Origin of the sequence: Bacillus sp. EU55, assembly GCF_038005925.1 — a bacterium.
In the GTDB taxonomy this organism is placed as follows: Bacteria; Bacillota; Bacilli; order Bacillales; family Bacillaceae; genus Bacillus; species Bacillus velezensis.
In genome coordinates this window covers 1,796,149-1,815,205 of the sequence record NZ_JBBOUE010000001.1, presented here as the reverse complement: position 1 = coordinate 1,815,205, position 19,057 = coordinate 1,796,149, and the positions used below count along the sequence as shown (strand labels likewise).

General features: G+C 46.4%; 16 protein-coding genes. All 16 read right to left on the bottom strand.

Annotation, left to right across the window (positions count from 1 at the left end):
* Positions 1 to 145: 145 nt before the first annotated feature.
* The 16 genes from NYE50_RS09355 to NYE50_RS09280 all read right to left on the bottom strand — a co-directional run bounded on the left by NYE50_RS09355 (position 146) and on the right by NYE50_RS09280 (position 19,008).
* Positions 146 to 3,265, bottom strand: a complete 3,120-nt coding sequence (locus NYE50_RS09355) for an MMPL family transporter (protein WP_039251481.1) — start codon at positions 3,263 to 3,265, stop codon at positions 146 to 148.
* Entirely contained in the window at positions 3,265 to 3,720 is a 456-nt protein-coding gene (locus NYE50_RS09350; protein WP_003154157.1) for a MarR family winged helix-turn-helix transcriptional regulator, read from the bottom strand. The genes NYE50_RS09355 and NYE50_RS09350 overlap by 1 nt, the downstream gene beginning before the upstream one ends.
* A 106-nt stretch (positions 3,721 to 3,826) precedes the next feature.
* Entirely contained in the window at positions 3,827 to 5,056 is a 1,230-nt protein-coding gene (locus NYE50_RS09345) for an MFS transporter (protein WP_159354172.1), read from the bottom strand.
* A 111-nt stretch (positions 5,057 to 5,167) separates the two neighbouring features.
* A complete protein-coding gene (locus tag NYE50_RS09340) occupies positions 5,168 to 5,893 on the bottom strand; it encodes a GntR family transcriptional regulator (RefSeq protein ID WP_007409813.1) in 726 nt (241 codons plus the stop codon).
* Positions 5,894 to 6,017: 124 nt separating this feature from the next.
* On the bottom strand, positions 6,018 to 8,378 hold the full coding sequence (locus NYE50_RS09335) for an FtsK/SpoIIIE family DNA translocase (protein ID WP_159354171.1): 2,361 nt from the start codon (positions 8,376 to 8,378) through the stop codon (positions 6,018 to 6,020).
* Positions 8,379 to 8,512: 134 nt separating this feature from the next.
* Complete coding sequence (locus NYE50_RS09330) at positions 8,513 to 8,722, bottom strand: YlzJ-like family protein (RefSeq protein ID WP_003154161.1); 210 nt, start codon at positions 8,720 to 8,722, stop codon at positions 8,513 to 8,515.
* Positions 8,719 to 9,456 (bottom strand): ClpP family protease, encoded by a 738-nt coding sequence (locus NYE50_RS09325; RefSeq protein ID WP_003154162.1) that lies wholly within the window; start codon positions 9,454 to 9,456, stop codon positions 8,719 to 8,721. Before NYE50_RS09325 ends, NYE50_RS09330 begins: the two co-directional genes overlap by 4 nt.
* 115 nt (positions 9,457 to 9,571) lie before the next feature.
* Positions 9,572 to 11,239 carry a ribonuclease J2 gene (rnjB, locus tag NYE50_RS09320; RefSeq protein ID WP_159354170.1) on the bottom strand — a complete coding sequence of 556 codons (1,668 nt, stop codon included), beginning with the start codon at positions 11,237 to 11,239 and terminating at the stop codon, positions 9,572 to 9,574.
* 178 nt (positions 11,240 to 11,417) lie between these two features.
* The gene (gene dapA / locus NYE50_RS09315; protein ID WP_003154166.1) at positions 11,418 to 12,287 is read right to left on the bottom strand and encodes a 4-hydroxy-tetrahydrodipicolinate synthase; all 870 of its coding nucleotides are present in this window, start codon (positions 12,285 to 12,287) and stop codon (positions 11,418 to 11,420) included.
* A gap of 30 nt (positions 12,288 to 12,317) precedes the next feature.
* Complete coding sequence (dapG, locus tag NYE50_RS09310; RefSeq protein WP_003154168.1) at positions 12,318 to 13,532, bottom strand: aspartate kinase; 1,215 nt, start codon at positions 13,530 to 13,532, stop codon at positions 12,318 to 12,320.
* An 88-nt stretch (positions 13,533 to 13,620) separates the two neighbouring features.
* On the bottom strand, positions 13,621 to 14,661 hold the full coding sequence (asd, locus tag NYE50_RS09305) for an aspartate-semialdehyde dehydrogenase (protein WP_159354169.1): 1,041 nt from the start codon (positions 14,659 to 14,661) through the stop codon (positions 13,621 to 13,623).
* 134 nt (positions 14,662 to 14,795) lie between these two features.
* On the bottom strand, positions 14,796 to 15,386 hold the full coding sequence (gene dpaB / locus NYE50_RS09300) for a dipicolinate synthase subunit B (protein ID WP_007409809.1): 591 nt from the start codon (positions 15,384 to 15,386) through the stop codon (positions 14,796 to 14,798).
* 2 nt (positions 15,387 to 15,388) lie between these two features.
* Complete coding sequence (gene dpaA / locus NYE50_RS09295) at positions 15,389 to 16,279, bottom strand: dipicolinic acid synthetase subunit A (RefSeq protein ID WP_007409808.1); 891 nt, start codon at positions 16,277 to 16,279, stop codon at positions 15,389 to 15,391.
* Positions 16,280 to 16,435: 156 nt separating this feature from the next.
* On the bottom strand, positions 16,436 to 16,693 hold the full coding sequence (locus NYE50_RS09290) for a YlmC/YmxH family sporulation protein (RefSeq protein WP_003154176.1): 258 nt from the start codon (positions 16,691 to 16,693) through the stop codon (positions 16,436 to 16,438).
* Between the two features lie 78 nt (positions 16,694 to 16,771).
* The gene (locus NYE50_RS09285; protein ID WP_012117570.1) at positions 16,772 to 18,007 is read right to left on the bottom strand and encodes a M16 family metallopeptidase; all 1,236 of its coding nucleotides are present in this window, start codon (positions 18,005 to 18,007) and stop codon (positions 16,772 to 16,774) included.
* Positions 18,008 to 18,048: 41 nt separating this feature from the next.
* Positions 18,049 to 19,008 (bottom strand): polysaccharide deacetylase family protein, encoded by a 960-nt coding sequence (locus NYE50_RS09280; protein WP_012117569.1) that lies wholly within the window; start codon positions 19,006 to 19,008, stop codon positions 18,049 to 18,051.
* Positions 19,009 to 19,057 lie beyond the last annotated feature (49 nt).

Here is a 19,057-nt window from a genome sequence, read left to right as displayed (position 1 = left end):
CCTCCTTCGTTCATTCTTTCATAGTATGTATTATGACCAAATTTCAGCATTCGCAAAAAAGAGTGCGCAGATGTAATTATATCAACTGGAGGATTTATAAGGAAACAAAAAACCTCTGCCCGAAAACAGGCAGAGGCATTGAACGTTATTTTTTCAAATTGAAAGGCCACCAGTTGGCTCTTCCGAATATTTTCACCATGACCGGTACAAAAAACGGAAGGACGACAATTGCGTACATGAGAAGGCCTGTTAATACCACGGTTGCAATCTGTAATAAGGAAAGAACGCCTGACGGCAGCATGGCCGCAAAGGTTCCCGCTAAAATAATGGCCGCAGAAATGATGACGGAACCCATATTTTTCATACTGCTGATCATTGCGGGTTCCGTTCCTTCTTTTTTCAGCTCATTAAAGCGGTCCATTAAAAAGATGGAATAATCCACGCCAAGAGCCATCAAAATGACAAAGCCGAAGAACGGCACGGCCCAGTTTACGCCCGGATACCCGAAGAAGTGTGTAAAGATGTATTCCGTCACGCCGATGGATGCGAAATACGTCAGTACGAGCGACGCCACTAAATAAACAGGCATAATGAGGGAGCGCAGCATCACGATGAGAATCAGAAAAATTCCCGCCAGCATAAACATGGCCGTCCGTTTGAAGTCTGAATCCGATACTTCCTTCAGATCGGCATTCATGCTGGAGACTCCCGAAACGCCGAAGGAAGCATTCTTCAGATCCGTGTTCGGAATGGCCCTTTTTACGCTCGCTTTGATCGCTTGAATATCTTGAATGGCCGTATTTGAGTAAGGATTGTTATCAAGAACGACGGTCAATTCTGTCGTTTTTCTGTCATCTGACATGTACGTATTAAACACGCTTGTGAAATCACTGTTTGTCAACGCGTCTTTCGGCACAAACCAGCCTGTCATTTCTTTGTCTGACGCCTTGTGAAGCTCACCCAGGTAATCATTCGCCCCCATCATGCCGCTTGATACTTTCTTAAGCCCTTTTACACTGTCGTTAAGGCCGGAAGAAAGTTCGCTGAGCCGGGAAGAAAAATCACCGAGACCGCTCTTCATTTTTTTCTGGCCCTCGGCGAGCTGTCCTGCCGCCGATTCAAGGCGCGGCATTTGTCCTGCGAGAGCCCCCTGTCCGTCTGACACTTGCTGCAGACCGTTTTCAATACTGGTCAGACCGTTGATCATTGCGTTAATTTGAGTGTCAATCTTCTTCTGAGCGGCTGCCAGTCGGGCAAATTGTTTTTCCGCTTGCTGCAGATGAGCCTTTTGACTGTCGACCTGTTTAGAAAACGCTTCTGCATCCGCGTTTGCCTTGGAAACGGCTGACTGTACACCCGTAAAGGCCGATTTGATTTCTTGGTAAGAGGGATCGGTTTTGACTGACGGTATTGACGCTTCCAATTTTGCAAACGGCAGCCGGGCAAGCTGCTTGTTCAAATCGGCAAGCTGTCTGCTGGCTTCATCTTTCATCGGCAGGACGGTTTTTACCAATTTTAAAGCGTTTTGCGTTTCTGAAGCGAGACCGCTGTTTTGTTTGAGCTGTGAAGTCAGCATTTGTTTTTGCTCTTCAATCCGCTTTCTCATCTGGGCGACGCCGGCTTTATTCTCGTTCACGCCAGCCTGCAGTTTATTCAGGTTTTCTCCTATATCAGAAAGCCCGGATTTCAGAGACAATGTTCCGTCAATAAGCTGATTGACGCTTTTGCCCGACTCTTCGATCTGCGGCTGTGAATCAGCTAACGACTTTGCGGCATGCCCTAATCCGTCCGTGATTTTTTCAAGTCCTGTATTGCCTTTATCAAGCCCTTCTTGAAGCTGCTTTGCCTGATTTGTGACAAATAATTGATTCAATCCGTTTCCAGCGGGGCGCGTGGCGCTTCTGACCGTTTTTACACCCTCTGTTTTTTCAAGTTCTCTGCTGATTTTTTCGATATCAATCAGGTGTTTTTCGGTATTTAATGTCTCATCATTTTTGATGACGACTGTGGCCGGAAGAAGTTCTCCCGGGCCGAATGCGTCTGAAATCGTATTAAACGCGCGGACGGATTCATATTTATCCCCGATTTCGTCAAGACTGTTGTAAGACAGCGACCCTTTGTAAAGAAGGATAGGCGGGACGGTGAATACCGCAACGATTGCAAGACTGATGAGCGGCCTTTTAAATGAAAACCGCCCTGACGATTCCCATGCTTTGCTTTGAGGATGCGAAATATCGCCCTTAACAGGCCAAAACAGGCTTTTTCCTAAAACAGCCATAAAAAACGGCACGATCGTCATGAGCGCAAGCAGCAGCACCGCGACACCGACCGCAACGGCCGCTGCCGACTGATACAGCTTAAATGTCGCAAATCCGATGCAGGCAAATCCGATCAGCACCGCACCGCCGCTGTACAAAACCGTCTTTCCGGCCGTTTTGTAGGTGACGACGATCGCTTCTCTTATATCAGCGCCATGCGACAGCTCTTCTTTAAATCTGCTGAGAAGCAGAATGCAGTAGTCTGTGCCGATCCCGAACATAATCGCAACCATAAAAATCTGAGTAAAAGTTGAGAGCGGAAAATTCAGCTGATCGACTAAAAATGCGACAATCGACTGGCTGACTAAATAAGATATCAATACTGATAAAAGCGGCACGAACGGAGCGACCACTGACCGAAATACAAGGATCAGCACGATCAGGATAAAAGCGACCGTTATATATTCAGTCTTTTTCAAGCCGTCCTGTGAGCTTTTTAACACATCTTCGTCGATCAGCGATTGGCCTGTAATGCCGTATGATACGCCGTACGGTTTCAGCTCTTTATCAATTTTATTTTTTATTTCGATGATATCGTTTTTGGATGTATCAAGCTGCAGCTGAACGAGCATCGTTTGTCTGTCTTTTGAGAGCAGCTGTTTTTTAATATCGTCATTTTTCTCCCCGAAGTATGAAGTCACCGTTTTAATCTGAAGCGCTTTTTTATGTTCAGACAAAGTGCTGACGGCTTCTTCCAGACGATTTTTTTTGTCTGTCATTAAGCCTTTTTCGTGAAATACGATGACGGCAGAAGAAGACGGTGCATCGGAATCAGACATTTCATCAAGCAATTCATGGGCGTAAGAAGAGGAATATCCGTCCGGTACGGAAATCTGCCCTTTCTCCCGTGTCAATTCAGCCATATCAGGCGCTGTAAGCATAAATATCACCGTTGCGGCGACCCACACCGCGGCGATGATCCAGCGGGCTCGGATAATGTTTTTCATTATGTCTGCTGATCCTCCTCAGTCATCATCAATCGATATAATTTTTCATATGTATTTACGAACATTTCCGCCTCGTCTTCATCAAAATACATAATATATGATCGGACGAGTTCCTCAATCCGCCGCTCCACACGGTGAAATACTTCCGTCCCCTTTTCCGTGACATTTAAAAGTATGCTCCGGCGGTCGCTTTGGCTGCGTTCTCTATTGATGTAGCCTTTTTCATACAGGCGGTTCGTCATAGATGTAATGGCGCTTTTATTGACGTGGCACACTGCGGCCAGTTCAATTGATTTGCAATCCGGATTGAGCATAATATAGCGGAGGATGTAATATTGATCCAATGTCAGTTCTTTGTTCACTTTTTCAGCGATAATGCTGTCAATTTTTTTTAAGACGTGCAGGTATACATCGGAATAACGCTGAATCAGCTGCTTTACTTTTTCTTCATGCACCTTTTCCCCCTCCTTCCGATAGTTAATATGTTTAACTATTAAAAAGAATAACGACTTGACGGTATCATGTCAATCTTCAAAATAAAATAAAAAAAGACAGTGCAGATTACACCGTCTTTAATGATTCCTTTTTTTCTTTTGCTTGTGATGAGATATTTAACAGCGCTAAAAATACAGATACAATGCCGCAAAAAGCGGCTAAAATAAAAATCAGCCAGCCTGCATTTGACATCAGGGCAGCAAAGATCGGCGGTCCCGCCGCTACTCCGATAAACCGCATGCTGTTATAAAATGAGGTGATGGTTCCCGATTCCTCGTTGTCTACGTCTTCTGTGATGACAGCGTCTAAAGCCGGCAATGCCATTCCGATACCGATACCGCTGACACACAAAAAGATAAATAATAAATAAAAACTGTGATTCCACCATAGGCCGATAAACGACAGTGTCACGGCACTCATTCCGAAAACGATGCAAAACTTCATTTTGCCTTGGTCTTTTCCGATTTTCCTGCCTGATATATATGAACTGACGGATAGAAATAAAAGCGGGATTGCCAAAAGCGCTCCTTTAGCCACACCGTCAATTCCGTATTTCTTCTCCAGTGAGTCTGATAAATAAAAAAGAACCCCGAACAGCAAAAACATAATCACGCAGCCGATGATAAAAACCGTAAAGAGCCAGCGTCCGTCACGCTTAAATATGCGGCCGACATTTTTCACAAATTCGGAAATAGAAGGCGCTTCTTTTTGTTCCTCCGGCTTTGCCACCAAAAACAATACGAGAAAAAAACTGATGAGCGAAAAAAACGGAATGAACCAAAACGGCATAAACCAAAACCATGCAGCCAAGAGCGACCCGAGAATCGGGCTTATTACTTTCCCGGCTGTGTTTGACGTCTCAATGTCGCCGAGCCCCGCGGTAATCCGCTCATCATCCCCTTTGAATAAATCACCGATAAACGGCATCACTACAGGAGCCGCCCCTGCCGAACCGATTCCCTGCAGCACCCGCCCCGCCAAGATAATGGGATAAGGATGCTTGAACGCGGTGGAAGCTATCGCGGCAAGCGCTCCGCCCGCACCGGCTATGAGAAGACAAGGCAGAAGAACCTTTTTTCTTCCGAATTTATCGGACAGATATCCGGCAATCGGAATACAAATAATCGCCACAATCGAATAGACCGTTATAATTAACGATACTTGAAAAGACGATATGGACAGCTTCTTTTCAATCATCGGAAGCACAGGAATCAGCATGGAATTCCCGAGTGTCATCACGAGCGGTACAGAAGCCAGAGCAATGATATTTTTCGTTCCATTTTTCTTCTTACTCAACTTATTCACCCATTCACTATACTTGGTTGTTTCCTGTTTTATTGTGCCTTGCAGAAAACAAAGTATGTACTGAAACGGCAAATAAAAAAACAGACACATGACGCGTCTGTCTTAAAAACGTTTTCTTACAACATGAAAACTGAACTTATCAGCCCGGAAATAATTTAATGAATACAGCACAGGTTCATCATTCTGATTATAGTGGGTTTGCTTCAGCAATAAAAGCGCCGTCTCCGGCTCGCATTCCAAAACCGGTGAAATCGTATCGTGATATCCGATCGGTTCGATATCAGCAACGGCATAGCTGATCACAGACCCGGAGTTTTTTTCCAAAAGATCAAAAATAGACTCCTGTTCATGACAGAAAGAATTCGGCAGAATGTGCATCGGAATCGTATCTAAACAGTAAACGACCGGAGTGCCGCTTGCCGTTCTCACGCGTTCCAAATAAAAAAGCTCCTGCTCAGGCTCAAGCCGGAATCTAGCGATATCTTCATCAGACGGCGTGATGACCTGAGACGACAAAAAAATCGTACCCGGCACCATGTTCGCCTGCTGAATCGTTTTCGTCACGCTGTTGAGCTGTTCAATACCTGAAAGAAACAGCGGTTTTGTATGGACGAAAGTGCCCACACCGTGCCTTCTGATAATCACATGCTCCTCTTCAAGGATACGCAAAGCTTCACGCAGAGTTGCCCGGCTGACACCCATTGATTTTGAAAGCTCAAATTCAGAAGGAAGCTTTTCCTTTTCGGTGTAAATTCCGTTTTGTATATCCTCTTTGATTCGCTCAATCACTTTTAGATACAAGTGACGATTGTCAGCTTTTGTAGACATGTTTCCCCTCCGTAAACCACTTTCATAAATTATTGAACAATTGGGACAACTATATCATGTTTTGATAAAAAAATAAATAGGAATGATTTTGGTGATAACATTTTCAGTGAAAACTCTCTCCTTTTTAAGAAGAGAGCTCATCATATTGTTCCTTAGATAATAGTACTTCCCTCGGTTTGCTTCCTTCATACGGCCCGACGACGCCCCGTTCCTCCATTGCGTCAATCAGACGGGCAGCTCTCGTATATCCGATTCTGAACCGCCTTTGAAGCATGGAAACTGATGCCGTCTGCATGCCGATAATCAAATCGACCGCTTCGTCATAGAGATCATCCGTTACTTCACTGTGTGTTTCCGAAACTTCTTCCGGAATCATCTCTTCTTGATACTGCGCTTTTTGCTGCGTAATGACATGATCGACGACATGCTCAACCTCTTCATCGGATAAAAATGCCCCTTGCACACGCACCGGCTTATTTGCGCCTACAGGCAGAAACAGCATGTCTCCGCGCCCCAGAAGCTTTTCAGCGCCGCCCATGTCTAAAATCGTCCGTGAATCGGTCTGAGATGAGACACTGAAGGCGATTCTTGACGGGATGTTGGCTTTAATAACACCGGTAATAACGTCAACTGAGGGCCGCTGTGTCGCGATAATCAAATGAATTCCCGCCGCCCGCGCCATCTGTGAAAGTCTCGTAATAGAATCTTCCACGTCGGAAGAAGCGACCATCATCAGATCGGCAAGCTCGTCAACGATGACGACGATGTATGGCAGCTCAGGCTGCTTGACTTCTTCTTCGGCATTTGACCGCTTGATATGTTCGTTATAGCCTTCTATATTTCTCGTACCCGTATGGGAGAACAGTTCATAGCGTCGCTCCATCTCATTGACGACCTTTTTCAAAGCCTGCGAGGCCTTTTTCGGATCTGTCACTACCGGCGCAAGCAGATGAGGAATGCCGTTATACACATTCAGCTCAACCATTTTCGGGTCAATCATCATCATCTTCACTTCATGCGGTTTGGCCCTCATCAGAATGCTCGTAATAATACCGTTGACACAGACGCTTTTTCCGCTTCCCGTTGCCCCCGCTACGAGCAGGTGGGGCATTTTGTTCAGTTCGGCAAGCACGGCTTCCCCGGAAATATTTCGTCCCAAGCCGATCAGAAGCTTCGCGTCCGGCTTGTCATTGAGCTTGGATTCAAGCACTTCTTTTAACGAAACCATCGCAACTTCAGCATTGGGCACCTCGATGCCGATTGCCGATTTGCCCGGAATCGGCGCTTCGATCCGGATATCCTTCGCGGCAAGCGCGAGCGCGAGGTCATCGCTCAGATTCACGATTTTACTTACTTTGACCCCGACGTCCGGATACACCTCATATTTTGTGACCGCCGGACCGAGATGAACCTGCGTCACTTTCGCCTTTACGCCGAAGCTTTGAAAAGTCCGTTCGAGTTTTCTTGCATTCTCATAAATGTTTTTCTTATCGGTCTGCTGGCCTGTATGTTTCGGGTCAGCCAGTATGTCCAATGAAGGCATTTGATAATCTTTATTTTCAAGCTCTGTAAACGTCATCGGCGGAGCCGCAGCCGTTTCGCCACTGTCTTGAGCGCCGCCGGAAGGCTCAACTTTTGCCGCTTGTGCAGCCTCCTGCGTTTTTTCCGGAATCAGCGGTTCGGCGGGCTCTTCCTGACGGTCTGAAAAGCTTGAAATAATCGGCTCTGAATGGATGATCGGCGAAATGATTTCCTCATCCTCTTCCTCCGGTTCAGGCTCTTCTTTTTTCTTTTGAACCCGTTTTTGTTTTTTTCCCGATTTTGTTTTTGTTTTCGGCGAAGACATATTCGTTCTGACCGTTTTCATATCCTCAAGAAATGCCTGCCACTGGCCGCGGATAAACCGGCCGACGGGGCTCGTCCACTTTTTGAGCGTTTCCTGCAGTGAACGGCCCGTTACAAGAATCAGCCCCATTAAGATCAGCACGATCGCCATGATTTGTGAACCCGTTGATGCAAATAGAAAGTGGGAAGCTGCAAACAGTACCGCGCCGATCATGCCGCCGCCTAAATCAGGGGAAGCAGCCTGCTGTTTCATGTCAATCATAAACAGCTCCCACGTGTTGCCGATGACACTTGCCGACCGAATCGACCCGTGATGAGACAGATTTTTAAAGAGCTGCACGTGAGACAGCAGCAATATACTGGCGATAATACAGTACAACCCTGCCTTTCTTCTCGTTAAAAGGCTTGGACTCTTCTTTTTCCAAAACAGCGAAATTCCGAGAAGGAAGAGCGCAATTAAGCATAAAATAAACCACTCTCCGGCAAAAAAACGGAACAAGTACACAAATGTCTGTCCCACAACGCCGAGCTGCAAAACAGCAATAATTGAGATTGCAACACAGAGCAGTCCGCTTAGTTCGTATTTTAGATTGAGCTTACTCTCTTGTTTCTTTTTAGATTTCCGTTTTTTCTTTGCCACACTCATCACCTTACTGCGTTAAAAAATGTAAAATCATACATCATGAAGAAAAGCAGCCTTTTGCCGGCTGCATTTTTCTGTAGGATTCCCCTATTATAGCATATTTTGCCCCCGAGAAACGGACTGAATGCCGGTTAGATTTTCAGCTTGATTTTTTGTCCCGGAGCGATGTCCGGATTCAGAAAATCCATCGGGTTCGTACTTAAAATCTGTACGACTTCAGCTTCATTTCCCTTCATCTCAACTAGCAGCGGCACGCCGGCGTAATCGACCTGTTCATGCACGCTTTGCTCTATATCCTGACCGTAAACGACTTCTTGGGGCATGACGGTATAAAGGATCATTGAATCATCCTTCCTTCCTCGCCCTTTCGTTCCTCAATCAGCTGATTCAGCTTTTTTATCGCCTGTCCGACGCCGCCCACGGCATCAATTAATCCGTAATCAGCCGCATCTTTTCCGACTACGTTCGTTCCGATGTCCCTGGTTAAGTTTCCTTTTGAAAACATCAGCTCTTTGAATTTTTCTTCGGAAATATTTGAATGATGGGTCACAAAGTTGACGACCCGCTCCTGCATTTTGTCCAAGTATTCAAATGTTTGCGGAACCCCGATAACCAGACCTGTAAGCCGAACGGGGTGAATGGTCATAGTCGCTGTTTCCGCGATAAAACTATGATCACATGACACGGCGATCGGCACACCTATCGAGTGGCCCCCGCCGAGTACGATTGAAACGGTCGGTTTTGATAATGATGCGAGCATTTCCGCAATCGCAAGCCCCGCTTCCACATCGCCTCCGACGGTGTTTAAGATGATCAGAAGTCCTTCGATTTTCGGATTTTGCTCAATCGCGACGATTTGCGGAATGACGTGTTCATATTTGGTTGTTTTATTTTGCGGCGGGAGCTGGACGTGCCCCTCAATTTGGCCGATGATCGTCAGGCAGTGAATATTGGTATCTTGGGACATTTGCGGCAGAGATGTCTCTCCCAGCTGCTGAATTTTGCTCATAATGCTGTCTTTCGCATCTGATTTTTCGGGCTGCTGTTCTTCGGTGTTTTCCATACGATGATCCATTTTATCTTTCACCCTTTCCGAATGTCTCTTTGTATTATGAACAAAGATGATGATTTCCATCCGGGACATGAACAAAAACAAAGCCGGAGCATCATGCGCTCCGGCTTTGTATACATTATACTTCCATAATGATCGGAATGATCATCGGCTTGCGTTTTGTTTTTTCATAAAGGAATTGATTCAGCGCATCACGCATTGCTTGTTTCAGCGTGGACCATTCTACGGCAGATGTTTCCGTCGCTTCAGTCACGATAGAGCGGACGAGCTCAGTAGCTTGTACAATTAAACCTTCTGATTCTCTGACATACACGAAACCGCGCGTAATGATCTCAGGACCTGATATGAGGTTCTTTTTCTGCTTATCGAGTGAAATCACGACGATGAGAATGCCGTCTTGTGATAATAAGCGGCGGTCTCTCAGCACGATGTTGCCGATGTCGCCGACTCCGAGGCCGTCAATCAGAACGTTTCCGTACGTGACTTTATCCCCGATTTTTACATTCTGTCCGCGGAATTCAACGACGTCACCTTTTTCAATCAAGAAAATGTCGCTGCGTTTCATGCCGATCTCTTCTGCGATTTTGGAATGCGCTTTTTGCATTCTGAATTCACCGTTAACCGGAATTAAATATTTCGGTTTCAGCAAATTAAGCATGAGTTTCAATTCTTCCTGCGAACCGTGACCCGACACATGCACGCGTTTTTGGGCGAAAATGACTTGAGCGCCGGCGCGGGCAAGAAGGTTGACGGTTTTGGAATATATCAATTCATGCCCCGGAATCGGTGTTGATGCAATGACAACGGTGTCTCCTTCTTCAATGTTAAGCTGCTTGTGCGCCTGCTTGGCCATCCGCGTAAGAGCGGCCAGCGGCTCACCATGGCTTCCGGCTGTAACAATTGCAACTTCCCGCTTCGGATATTTTTTCACATCCTGCACAGGAATAAACATTTCATCTTCGGCTTCAATATAGCCGAGCTTGCGCCCAAGCTGAAGCACGTTTTGCAGATTTTTTCCGGCGATTGCAAGTTTGCGGCCGTTCTGGACGGCAGCCTGTATCACTTGCTGGATCCGGTTGATATTAGACGCGAATACAGCAATGATGACACGGTTTTCTGAACTGTTCATCGCATCGGAAATTTCACCGCTTACATATGCTTCTGACGGAGTATACCCCGGGCGCTCCGCATTGGCGCTGTCAGAAAGCAGGGCGAGCACGCCGCTGTTTCCGATTTTGGCAATTTCGCCAATATCACATGATTGGTGATAAGCAGGCGTCTGGTCAAATTTAAAGTCTCCCGTGCATACAATAGAGCCAAGTGATGTTTTGAAGCTGACTCCCACTGAATCCGGAATACTGTGAATCGTTTTAAAGAACGATACTTTCGTTGATTCAAATGTAATGACTGATTTAGAGTGAACTTCACGCAAATCAGCTTTTCGATTATGCCCGTACTGCTTGAGTTTTTCTCTCAGTAATGCAAGAGTAAGCTTCGTTCCGTATACCGGCACCGACAGCTTGTTCAATAAATAAAAGACGCCTCCGATGTTTTCATCGTGCCCGTGTGTCAGAAAGATGGCCTTCACGCGGTCAGCCCGTTCTACTAAGTAGGAAATATCCGGAATGACGACATCAATACCGAGCATTTCATTTTCAGGGTGCATCAGCCCTGCATCCACTACAAATATGTCTGAGTCAATTTCAATGACATATAGGTTCTTCCCAATTTCTCCGACGCCGCCAAGGGCGATAATTCTGACGTTTTCTGTATTTTTCTTTTTCAAAATCTGTATCCTCCTAGTCTCATACCCGTCCATCATCACTTGTTCCTATTATAACTGATATCAATTTTAGAAAACAAGAAGAAGCGGAAGGTTTAGGGAAAACCAATATGTATACAAAACGGTCAAACTCACGATAAAAATGAGAATGACCGCGTATTTTAACTGTATAAATTTTTTCTTACAGTTCGCTGATGACGCTGCTCAGGCTCAGACGTTCATCTTCATTCAGCGGGATAAGAGGAAGACGCACAGATCCGACATCAAGGCCTTTCAGCTGTAGCGCCGTTTTGACCGGAGCCGGATTAGGCGCTTTAAAGAGCTCCTTCATGATCGGCAGAAGCTTCTGATGAATCAGCGCCGCGGTTGCCGTCTGCCCGTTCGTATAGTTTTTAATCATCTGCTGCATGTCAGAACCTACGATATGGCTGGCCACTGACACGACTCCTCTTCCGCCGACTGCGAGAATAGGAAGCGTTAACCCGTCATCACCTGAATAGACGTAAAAATCTTCCGGTGTTTCGGCAATGATTTTCGTAATGGCATCAAGATCGCCGCTCGCTTCTTTAATCGCAGAGATATTCGGAATCTCCGCAAGTCTGATGGCCGTTTCCGGCGCAAGCGAAGCGACCGTTCTGCCCGGCACGTTGTAAAGCATCACAGGAAGAGACGTTTCTTCCGCAATGGCTTTAAAATGACGGTACATACCCTCTTGGGAAGGCTTATTATAATACGGCGTGACAAGCATAACGCAATCGACGCCGGCTTCTTCAGCTTTTTTTGTCAGTTTAATGGAGTCTTTCGTATTGTTGCTTCCCGTACCCGCAATGACAGGCACGCGTCCGTTCACTTCTTTGACTGTAAATTCAAAGAGTGCAATTTTTTCTTCCGTTGAAAGTGTCGGAGATTCGCCGGTCGTGCCTGCGACGACTAAAGAATCCGTGCCGTTTTTCAACAAATAGTCGATTAATGTAGACAGTTTTTGAAAGTCTACATTCCCTTTACTGTCAAAGGGGGTAATCATCGCTGTAGATATATTTCCGACATTCATTTTTTTCACCTCATCATGATTCAATCACATTTACTTTGAAAGTTCAAACACTTCATGCAGCGCATTTACGGCCGTTACCATATCTTTTTCATGAACGAGCACCCAGATCGTCGTATGGCTGTCGGCAGATTGCAGAATCGGAATGCCTTTATCAGAAAGTGCGGAGACGATTTTTGACGTGACACCCGGAACACCCATTATCCCGGCGCCGACCGCTGACACTTTCGCACAGCTCTCCGTCACTGTCGGCTCATACCCTAATTCAGCCAAGATGCTGCGCGCGGCTTCCGTTTTACTGCCGGCTACGGTATATACGATTTCACTCGGCGTAATGTTAAAGAAATCTACGCTGATTCCGGCATTTGCCATTGCTTTAAAGACTTCAGTCTGAACGTTGTATTGCCCCATTTTGGCGGGAACCTTAAATTGCGTCACATCTTTCACATGGGCGATCCCCGTAATCAGCCGTTCGAATACATCGCTGCCGATGTTAGACGAATGATGGGACGTCACCAAAGTGCCTTTGTCTTTTGAATAAGTGGAGCGCACGCGGATCGGCACCTTTGCCTGCATGGCGATTTCCACCGCGCGCGGATGAATGACTTTCGCGCCTTGATAGGCAAGGTTGCAGATTTCCGTATATGTGACGTTCGGAAGCGGCTTAGCATTTTCCACGATTCTCGGATCGGCTGTCATAACGCCTTCCACGTCCGTAAAAATGTCGATAAACTCAGCATCTACCGCCGCGCCGAGCGCCGCTGCTGAAGTATCGCTTCCTCCTCTGCCGATCGTCGTCGTGTCGCCTTTTTCAGTCGCTCCCTGAAATCCTGCGACAACGACAGCGTCATGGCTGGCGAGTGCAGCGAAAAGCCGCTCTGTTTTCATTTCTATAATTTTGGCGTCAGTATGCTGGGCATTGGTTAAAAAGCCGGCTTGGGCTCCTGTTAAAGCTGCGGCTTTTATGCCGTTTTCCTTCAGCATGCTGGAAAAAACAACGGACGAAATCGTTTCTCCGCAAGACAGAAGCATATCCTGCTCTCTCGGAGAAATGTCGGACTGGCTGCCGTAAAGGAGCCCGATTAAAGAATCTGTCGCGTACGGGTCTCCTTTTCTTCCCATCGCTGATACGACAACGACAACTTTATAACCTTCACTGATGGCATCTTTAATGTGTGCTAGCGCAAGCTTGCGGCCTTTGTCATCTTTTACGGATGTTCCGCCGAATTTTTGAACAATGATCTTCACTATTTTCACTCCAAATTAGTCTGACGTAACAGAAGAGAGCAGGCAGAGCCTTACTCTCTTCTATTCGCCTATAGAAAATACGTTTGTTTTATACGAGGTTCAGTTTTTGCAGGCTTTCCGCGATTTGGACTGAGTTCCAAGCGGCGCCTTTTAACAGGTTATCAGAAACAACCCACAAATGAAAACCGTTTGCTCTGTCCAAATCTTTCCGGATTCTTCCTACAAATACATCGCGTTTGCCGACGCAATCAGCAGGCATCGGGTAAAGCTGCTCCGCCGGATCATCCTGAAGCGTAACACCCGGAGCTTCTTTCAAAAGCTGTTTGATATCTTCAACGGTTGCGTCATCACGGTCAAGCTCAATGTAAACAGATTCTGAGTGCCCTGTTTCAATCGGCAGTCTGACACATGTCGCAGCCACTTCCAGCTTCGGCATATGCATGATTTTTTTCGTTTCATTAATCATTTTCATTTCCTCAAACGTATAGCCGTTGTCTTGGAATTTATCAATTTGCGGAATGGCGTTAAATGCGATTTGATAATGCTTTTTGTCACCTTTAACCGGCATAATAGACGGTTCTGCGGGTTCATTGTTTAAAATCGCCTTTGTCTGGCTGTACAATTCTTTCGCCGCTTCATTGCCGGCCCCGGACACAGCTTGGTAAGTAGATACAATGACTTTTTTCAAACCGTACGCTTTGCGGATCGGTTCAAGCGCAGCCACCATCTGAATCGTTGAACAGTTAGGGTTGGCGATAATGCCGTTATGTTTGTGCAGATCACCTTCGTTCACCTCAGGCACCACGAGCGGTGTATTTTCGTCCATACGGAATGCGCTGGTATTGTCAATCACGATGGCTCCCCGTTTTACAGCCTCAGGCGCCAAGCTTTGTGATACGCTTCCGCCGGCGCTGAATAACGCGATATGAACGCCTTCGAAGCTTTCAGGAACAGCTTCCTGCACTGTATATTCTTCGCCTTTAAACGTTACTTTCGTACCAGCAGAACGCTTTGAGGATAGTAGTGAGAGTGTTTCGATTTCAAAGTTTCTGTCTTCCAGTGTTTTCAGCATTTGCTGTCCTACGGCTCCCGTCGCTCCGACAACTGCTACGTGTAATCCTCTTCCCATCTGTAAAACTCCTTCCGCCAATTAAGCATCATTTGTTGAATTGACTTTGCATTTTACGTTTTATTTTACCATAGAATAGTCACGGATTGATCGAATTTTTTTATTCCGGAATGATTTTCTGTCATCATGATTTTTTATTCATGATGGTGTACGAGCACCGGCTGAACCTGCTGGTGCAAAAGAGCTTTTTCTACCGTAATCGGAAGGAGATCCATTCTGGCGACGAGCGATGTCGGTTTTTTCACGTGGTCGTCCTGGCCGAACGGGATGAAATATATGTTTTTTGCGGACATCAGCCTCATTAAGTTCGTTCCGTTTAAACCGAGTCCGTCGTTTGTCGAAATTCCGAGCACGACCGGGCGGCCGTTGCGGATCGTGGCTTTCGCAGCCATAAGGACGGGGCTGTCAGTCATCGCATTTGCGAGTTTGCTCATTGAATTTCCGGTTAAAGGGGCGATGACCATGCAGTCGAGCGGAAGTTTCGGCCCGAGAGGCTCCGCTTTTACGATGGAATCAATCGCCTCAAAGCCTGTTGCTTCTTCAATTTTTCTGACCCAATCTCCCCCCTCCCCAAAGCGGGTATCGGTCGATTGAACGGTTGATGTCACAACCGGCCGGACTTCAGCTCCTTGACTGATAAGCGCCTCTATTTGCGGAAAAACTTCCTCATATGTGCAATGCGAGCCGGTTAATCCGAATCCGATTCTTTTCCCTTTCAGAGACATGGTTATTTCCCCTCTTTCTTTAAGTCTGCCAAAAGCTTGCTCAATACGTTCGCAATAATCTGTCCGGCTGTTTTCGGGGCCACAATTCCCGGAAGACCCGGAGCAAGCAGCGCTTTAATGCCTTGTTTTTCAGCATATTTGAAATCCGTTCCGCCCGGACGGGATGCTAAATCCAAAATCAAGGTCTTCGGCGTCATGCGCGATAAAACGCTTTGATTCAGAATCAAGCTCGGTACGGTGTTAATGCAGATATCAATATCATTTACATGTTCAGTAAGCTCTTCAAGTTGAAAAGGAGAAAGCCCCATTTCCGTTATACGGGCCAAATGAGCCGAACTCCGCGCGCCCACTTTTACCTTCGCCCCTAACGCCGCAAACGTCCGGGCGATCGTCATACCGGTGCGCCCCATGCCGAGAACGGCGACATTTGATCCGTGAATGGTATAATCCGTATGCTGAATCGCCATCATGATTGTTCCTTCAACAGTGGGAATCGAGTTGAATATCGCGATATCGTCCCGTTCAAATAATTTCACAAGTTTGCGGCCGGCTTCGCTGGCGATCCCCTCAAGATACGCGTTGGAGATGCCTGAATAAATGACGCAATGCTCCGGTGTCCGCTCAAGATAGCTCTGCTTTAATACCACTTCTTCATTTGAAAAAACCGTGGAAACAACGCCTTCTCCGGTCGTTGCCGATACGGGCAGGATGATACTGTCTATTTTTTGAAAGGGAATCTCATCGATTTTGCATTTGACGGTTCCTGTAAAACCGTCATCCAATTGGTCAAACCCTGCAAGATAAATATCGGCATGCTGTTCTGTCAGCTTTCTTATAATCTCAAGCTGTCTTGCGTCACCGCCAATGATCGCAATTGTCAATCCGGTTAACATCTGAAACGTTCACCTTCTTTACAGTTACTGGATCTTTTAAGTGTCATCCTCCTCTTCATCGTATGTGCAAAGAGAAAGGGCGTGAATGTACAGCGTTCTTTTTCATGAAAAAAGCACCGGCTGTATGAGCCGGTGCTTGCAAAAAATGAATAAGATCTACTCTTCGGGAGGCGTGATCTCCCCCGGAACGTCTAAAATGATCATGTCTGACCCGATTTTTTGGATATGGTTCCAGGGGACGCGGATGTCGTGGCCTTGTTTTCGCAATCCGAACCATTTTACCGTCGGTATCAACAGCGCGGTAATTTGTCCGTCCTGTTCATTAATTTCCAAATCGGTCTGGCCGAGCACGCCGAGCCGCTCTGCCCGTTTAATGTCCACAATTTCTTTACCTGAAAGTTCACTGAGCCTCATGATAGCCACCCCCTTGTACTATATGACCCGGAGCAAAAAAAAATGCCTGCCCCGTATAGAGGCAGACTGCTTTTCCGATTAAGACGAGGCCGGCATATTGCCGGTCGGGCTGATGAGCGATAGTGCGTAATCATCCGTAAATAAGCGGCGGCTGAGGCCGTTGACGCTTTCCAGGCTGACCGCATTTAATTCAGTGATAATTTCATCCATGGTCTTATGCTTTCCGAGCAGGAGTTCGTTTTTCCCGTTCCGGCTCATTTTGCTGTTTGTGCTCTCTAAGCTGAGCATTAAGCTCCCCTTCATTTGCTCTTTGCTGTTTTCAAGCTCTTTCGGGGTGATACCGTCACGTTTTAGAACCGATAACGTTTCCTGAATGGTTTCAGACAGAAGTCCGAGCTGATTCGCGCCGGTGCCTCCGTAAATCGTCAGCATACCGCTGTCTTCATAGGAACTGTGATAGCTGTATACAGAATAGGCCAGTCCTTTATCTTCGCGCACATCCTGGAAAAGACGGCTGCTCATGCTTCCGCCCAGCACGTTGTTTAAGACGATCAAATCGTAAATGTCCGGATCTCCGACTTTCAGGCCTTTGAAACCGAGACAGAGATGCGCCTGTTCGGTGTCTTTTTTTCTGGTCAGCTTTTCATAATGAAACTCAGGCTCGCTGATGCCGCTTGCTTTGCCCTTCGCTTCGTATGTACCGAACCATTTCTCCACGTCTTTAATGAATTGTTCCGTTACATTTCCGGCGACAGAAATGACGACGCGGTCCGGTGTGTAAAAGTCATCCATATGCTGTCTGAGAGAATCACCGTTAAATGACGAAAGCGTTTCTTCCGTCCCGAGAATCGGGTAGCCGAGCGAATGATTGCCGTATGTCGCTTTGCTCAGCAGATCGTGGACAATGTCATCCGGCGCGTCTTCATACATTTTGATTTCTTCATATACGACGTTCTTTTCTTTTTTGAGCTCATCTTCGTCAAAAGCAGAATGAAAGAACATATCAGCCAGCACATCAAGTGCGTAGTTTGCATGCTCATCCAGCACTTTGGCGTAATAGCACGTATATTCTTTTGAAGTGAAGGCATTCACTTGGCCGCCTATCCGATCGAAGGATTCTGCGATTTCCCGTGCGGACCTGGTATTTGTTCCTTTAAAAAACATATGCTCAAGAAAGTGCGAAATACCGTTTGTATCCGGCGTTTCATGGCGTGATCCCGTCCCGATCCAGACGCCGATTGCCACAGACCGCACCGTTGGATTATTTTCAAGCACAACTCTTACACCGTTTTGGCATGTATAGCGTTTTATCAAGTCTGTTCCTCCTATTCAAAAGACAGGCAAACTGCCGCCTGCTACTTCATCAGCCTGTTTTCATCCATTAAGTCAGACACTGAGCCGAGCGCGTAGCCTTTTTCTTTGATTTTTGCAATCAGTGTATCCAGGCTTTTCGCAGTCGGATCAGTCGGATGCATTAAAATCATGGCTCCATTATGTATTTTGCTCAACACCCTTGTTTGTAAAACAGCCGGAGACGGTTTTTGCCAGTCAATGGTGTCCACGGTCCACATGATGGTGCCCATTCCTTTTTCCGCCGCAAGGTCGACCACGGCTTTTCTGAAGCTGCCGCTTGGCGGCGCAAACCATTTCGGCTTTATGCCGAGCGTCTCGCTGATTTGTGCATTGGTTTTGTCAAGCTGTTCGGAAATGCTTCCTGAAGTCAGTTTGCTCATATCAGGGTGATTGTATGAATGATTTCCGATTTCATGTCCGTCTGCCGCTATTTTTTTCCCCAGTTCCTGATTGTTTTTCAGCCATTTCCCTTCAAGAAAGAAAGTTGCTTTGACCTGGTGCTGCTTCAGAATAGGCAGCATTTGCTCCACGTATTCATTTCCCCAGGCGACATTTATCAGGAAAGCGACCATCGGTTTGTCGGGATTTCCTTTATAAATGGGTTCGGGCGCGAGAGAATCAAGATGGACTTTCGGTTTTACCTGCTCATAGACAAGGCCGTCTTCGTGAAATTCTCCGTCCTTTTTCATTTGTTTATAGGATTTTTCCACATTGACTTTTAAACCGTTATATCCCGGTATACTCTTCCATATTTTATCAATCCGCGCGTCTTGCGGCTTCACTTCATACTCTGACGCTTTTTGCAGTAGTTCTTCATAGAGCGGATCTTTTGATGCTGACACAGTTACAGCGTCTTTTTTCATTGCGTCTATGTAATCAACTGTATACGGATTTTTTAACATTTCAAACGAAACAAAAAAAAGAAATAAAAAAACGGCAAACGGCACGAATTTTTTCAACATGTCCTTCCCCCCTCATCACACATTATGTATGAGGAGGACAAGGTAGAAC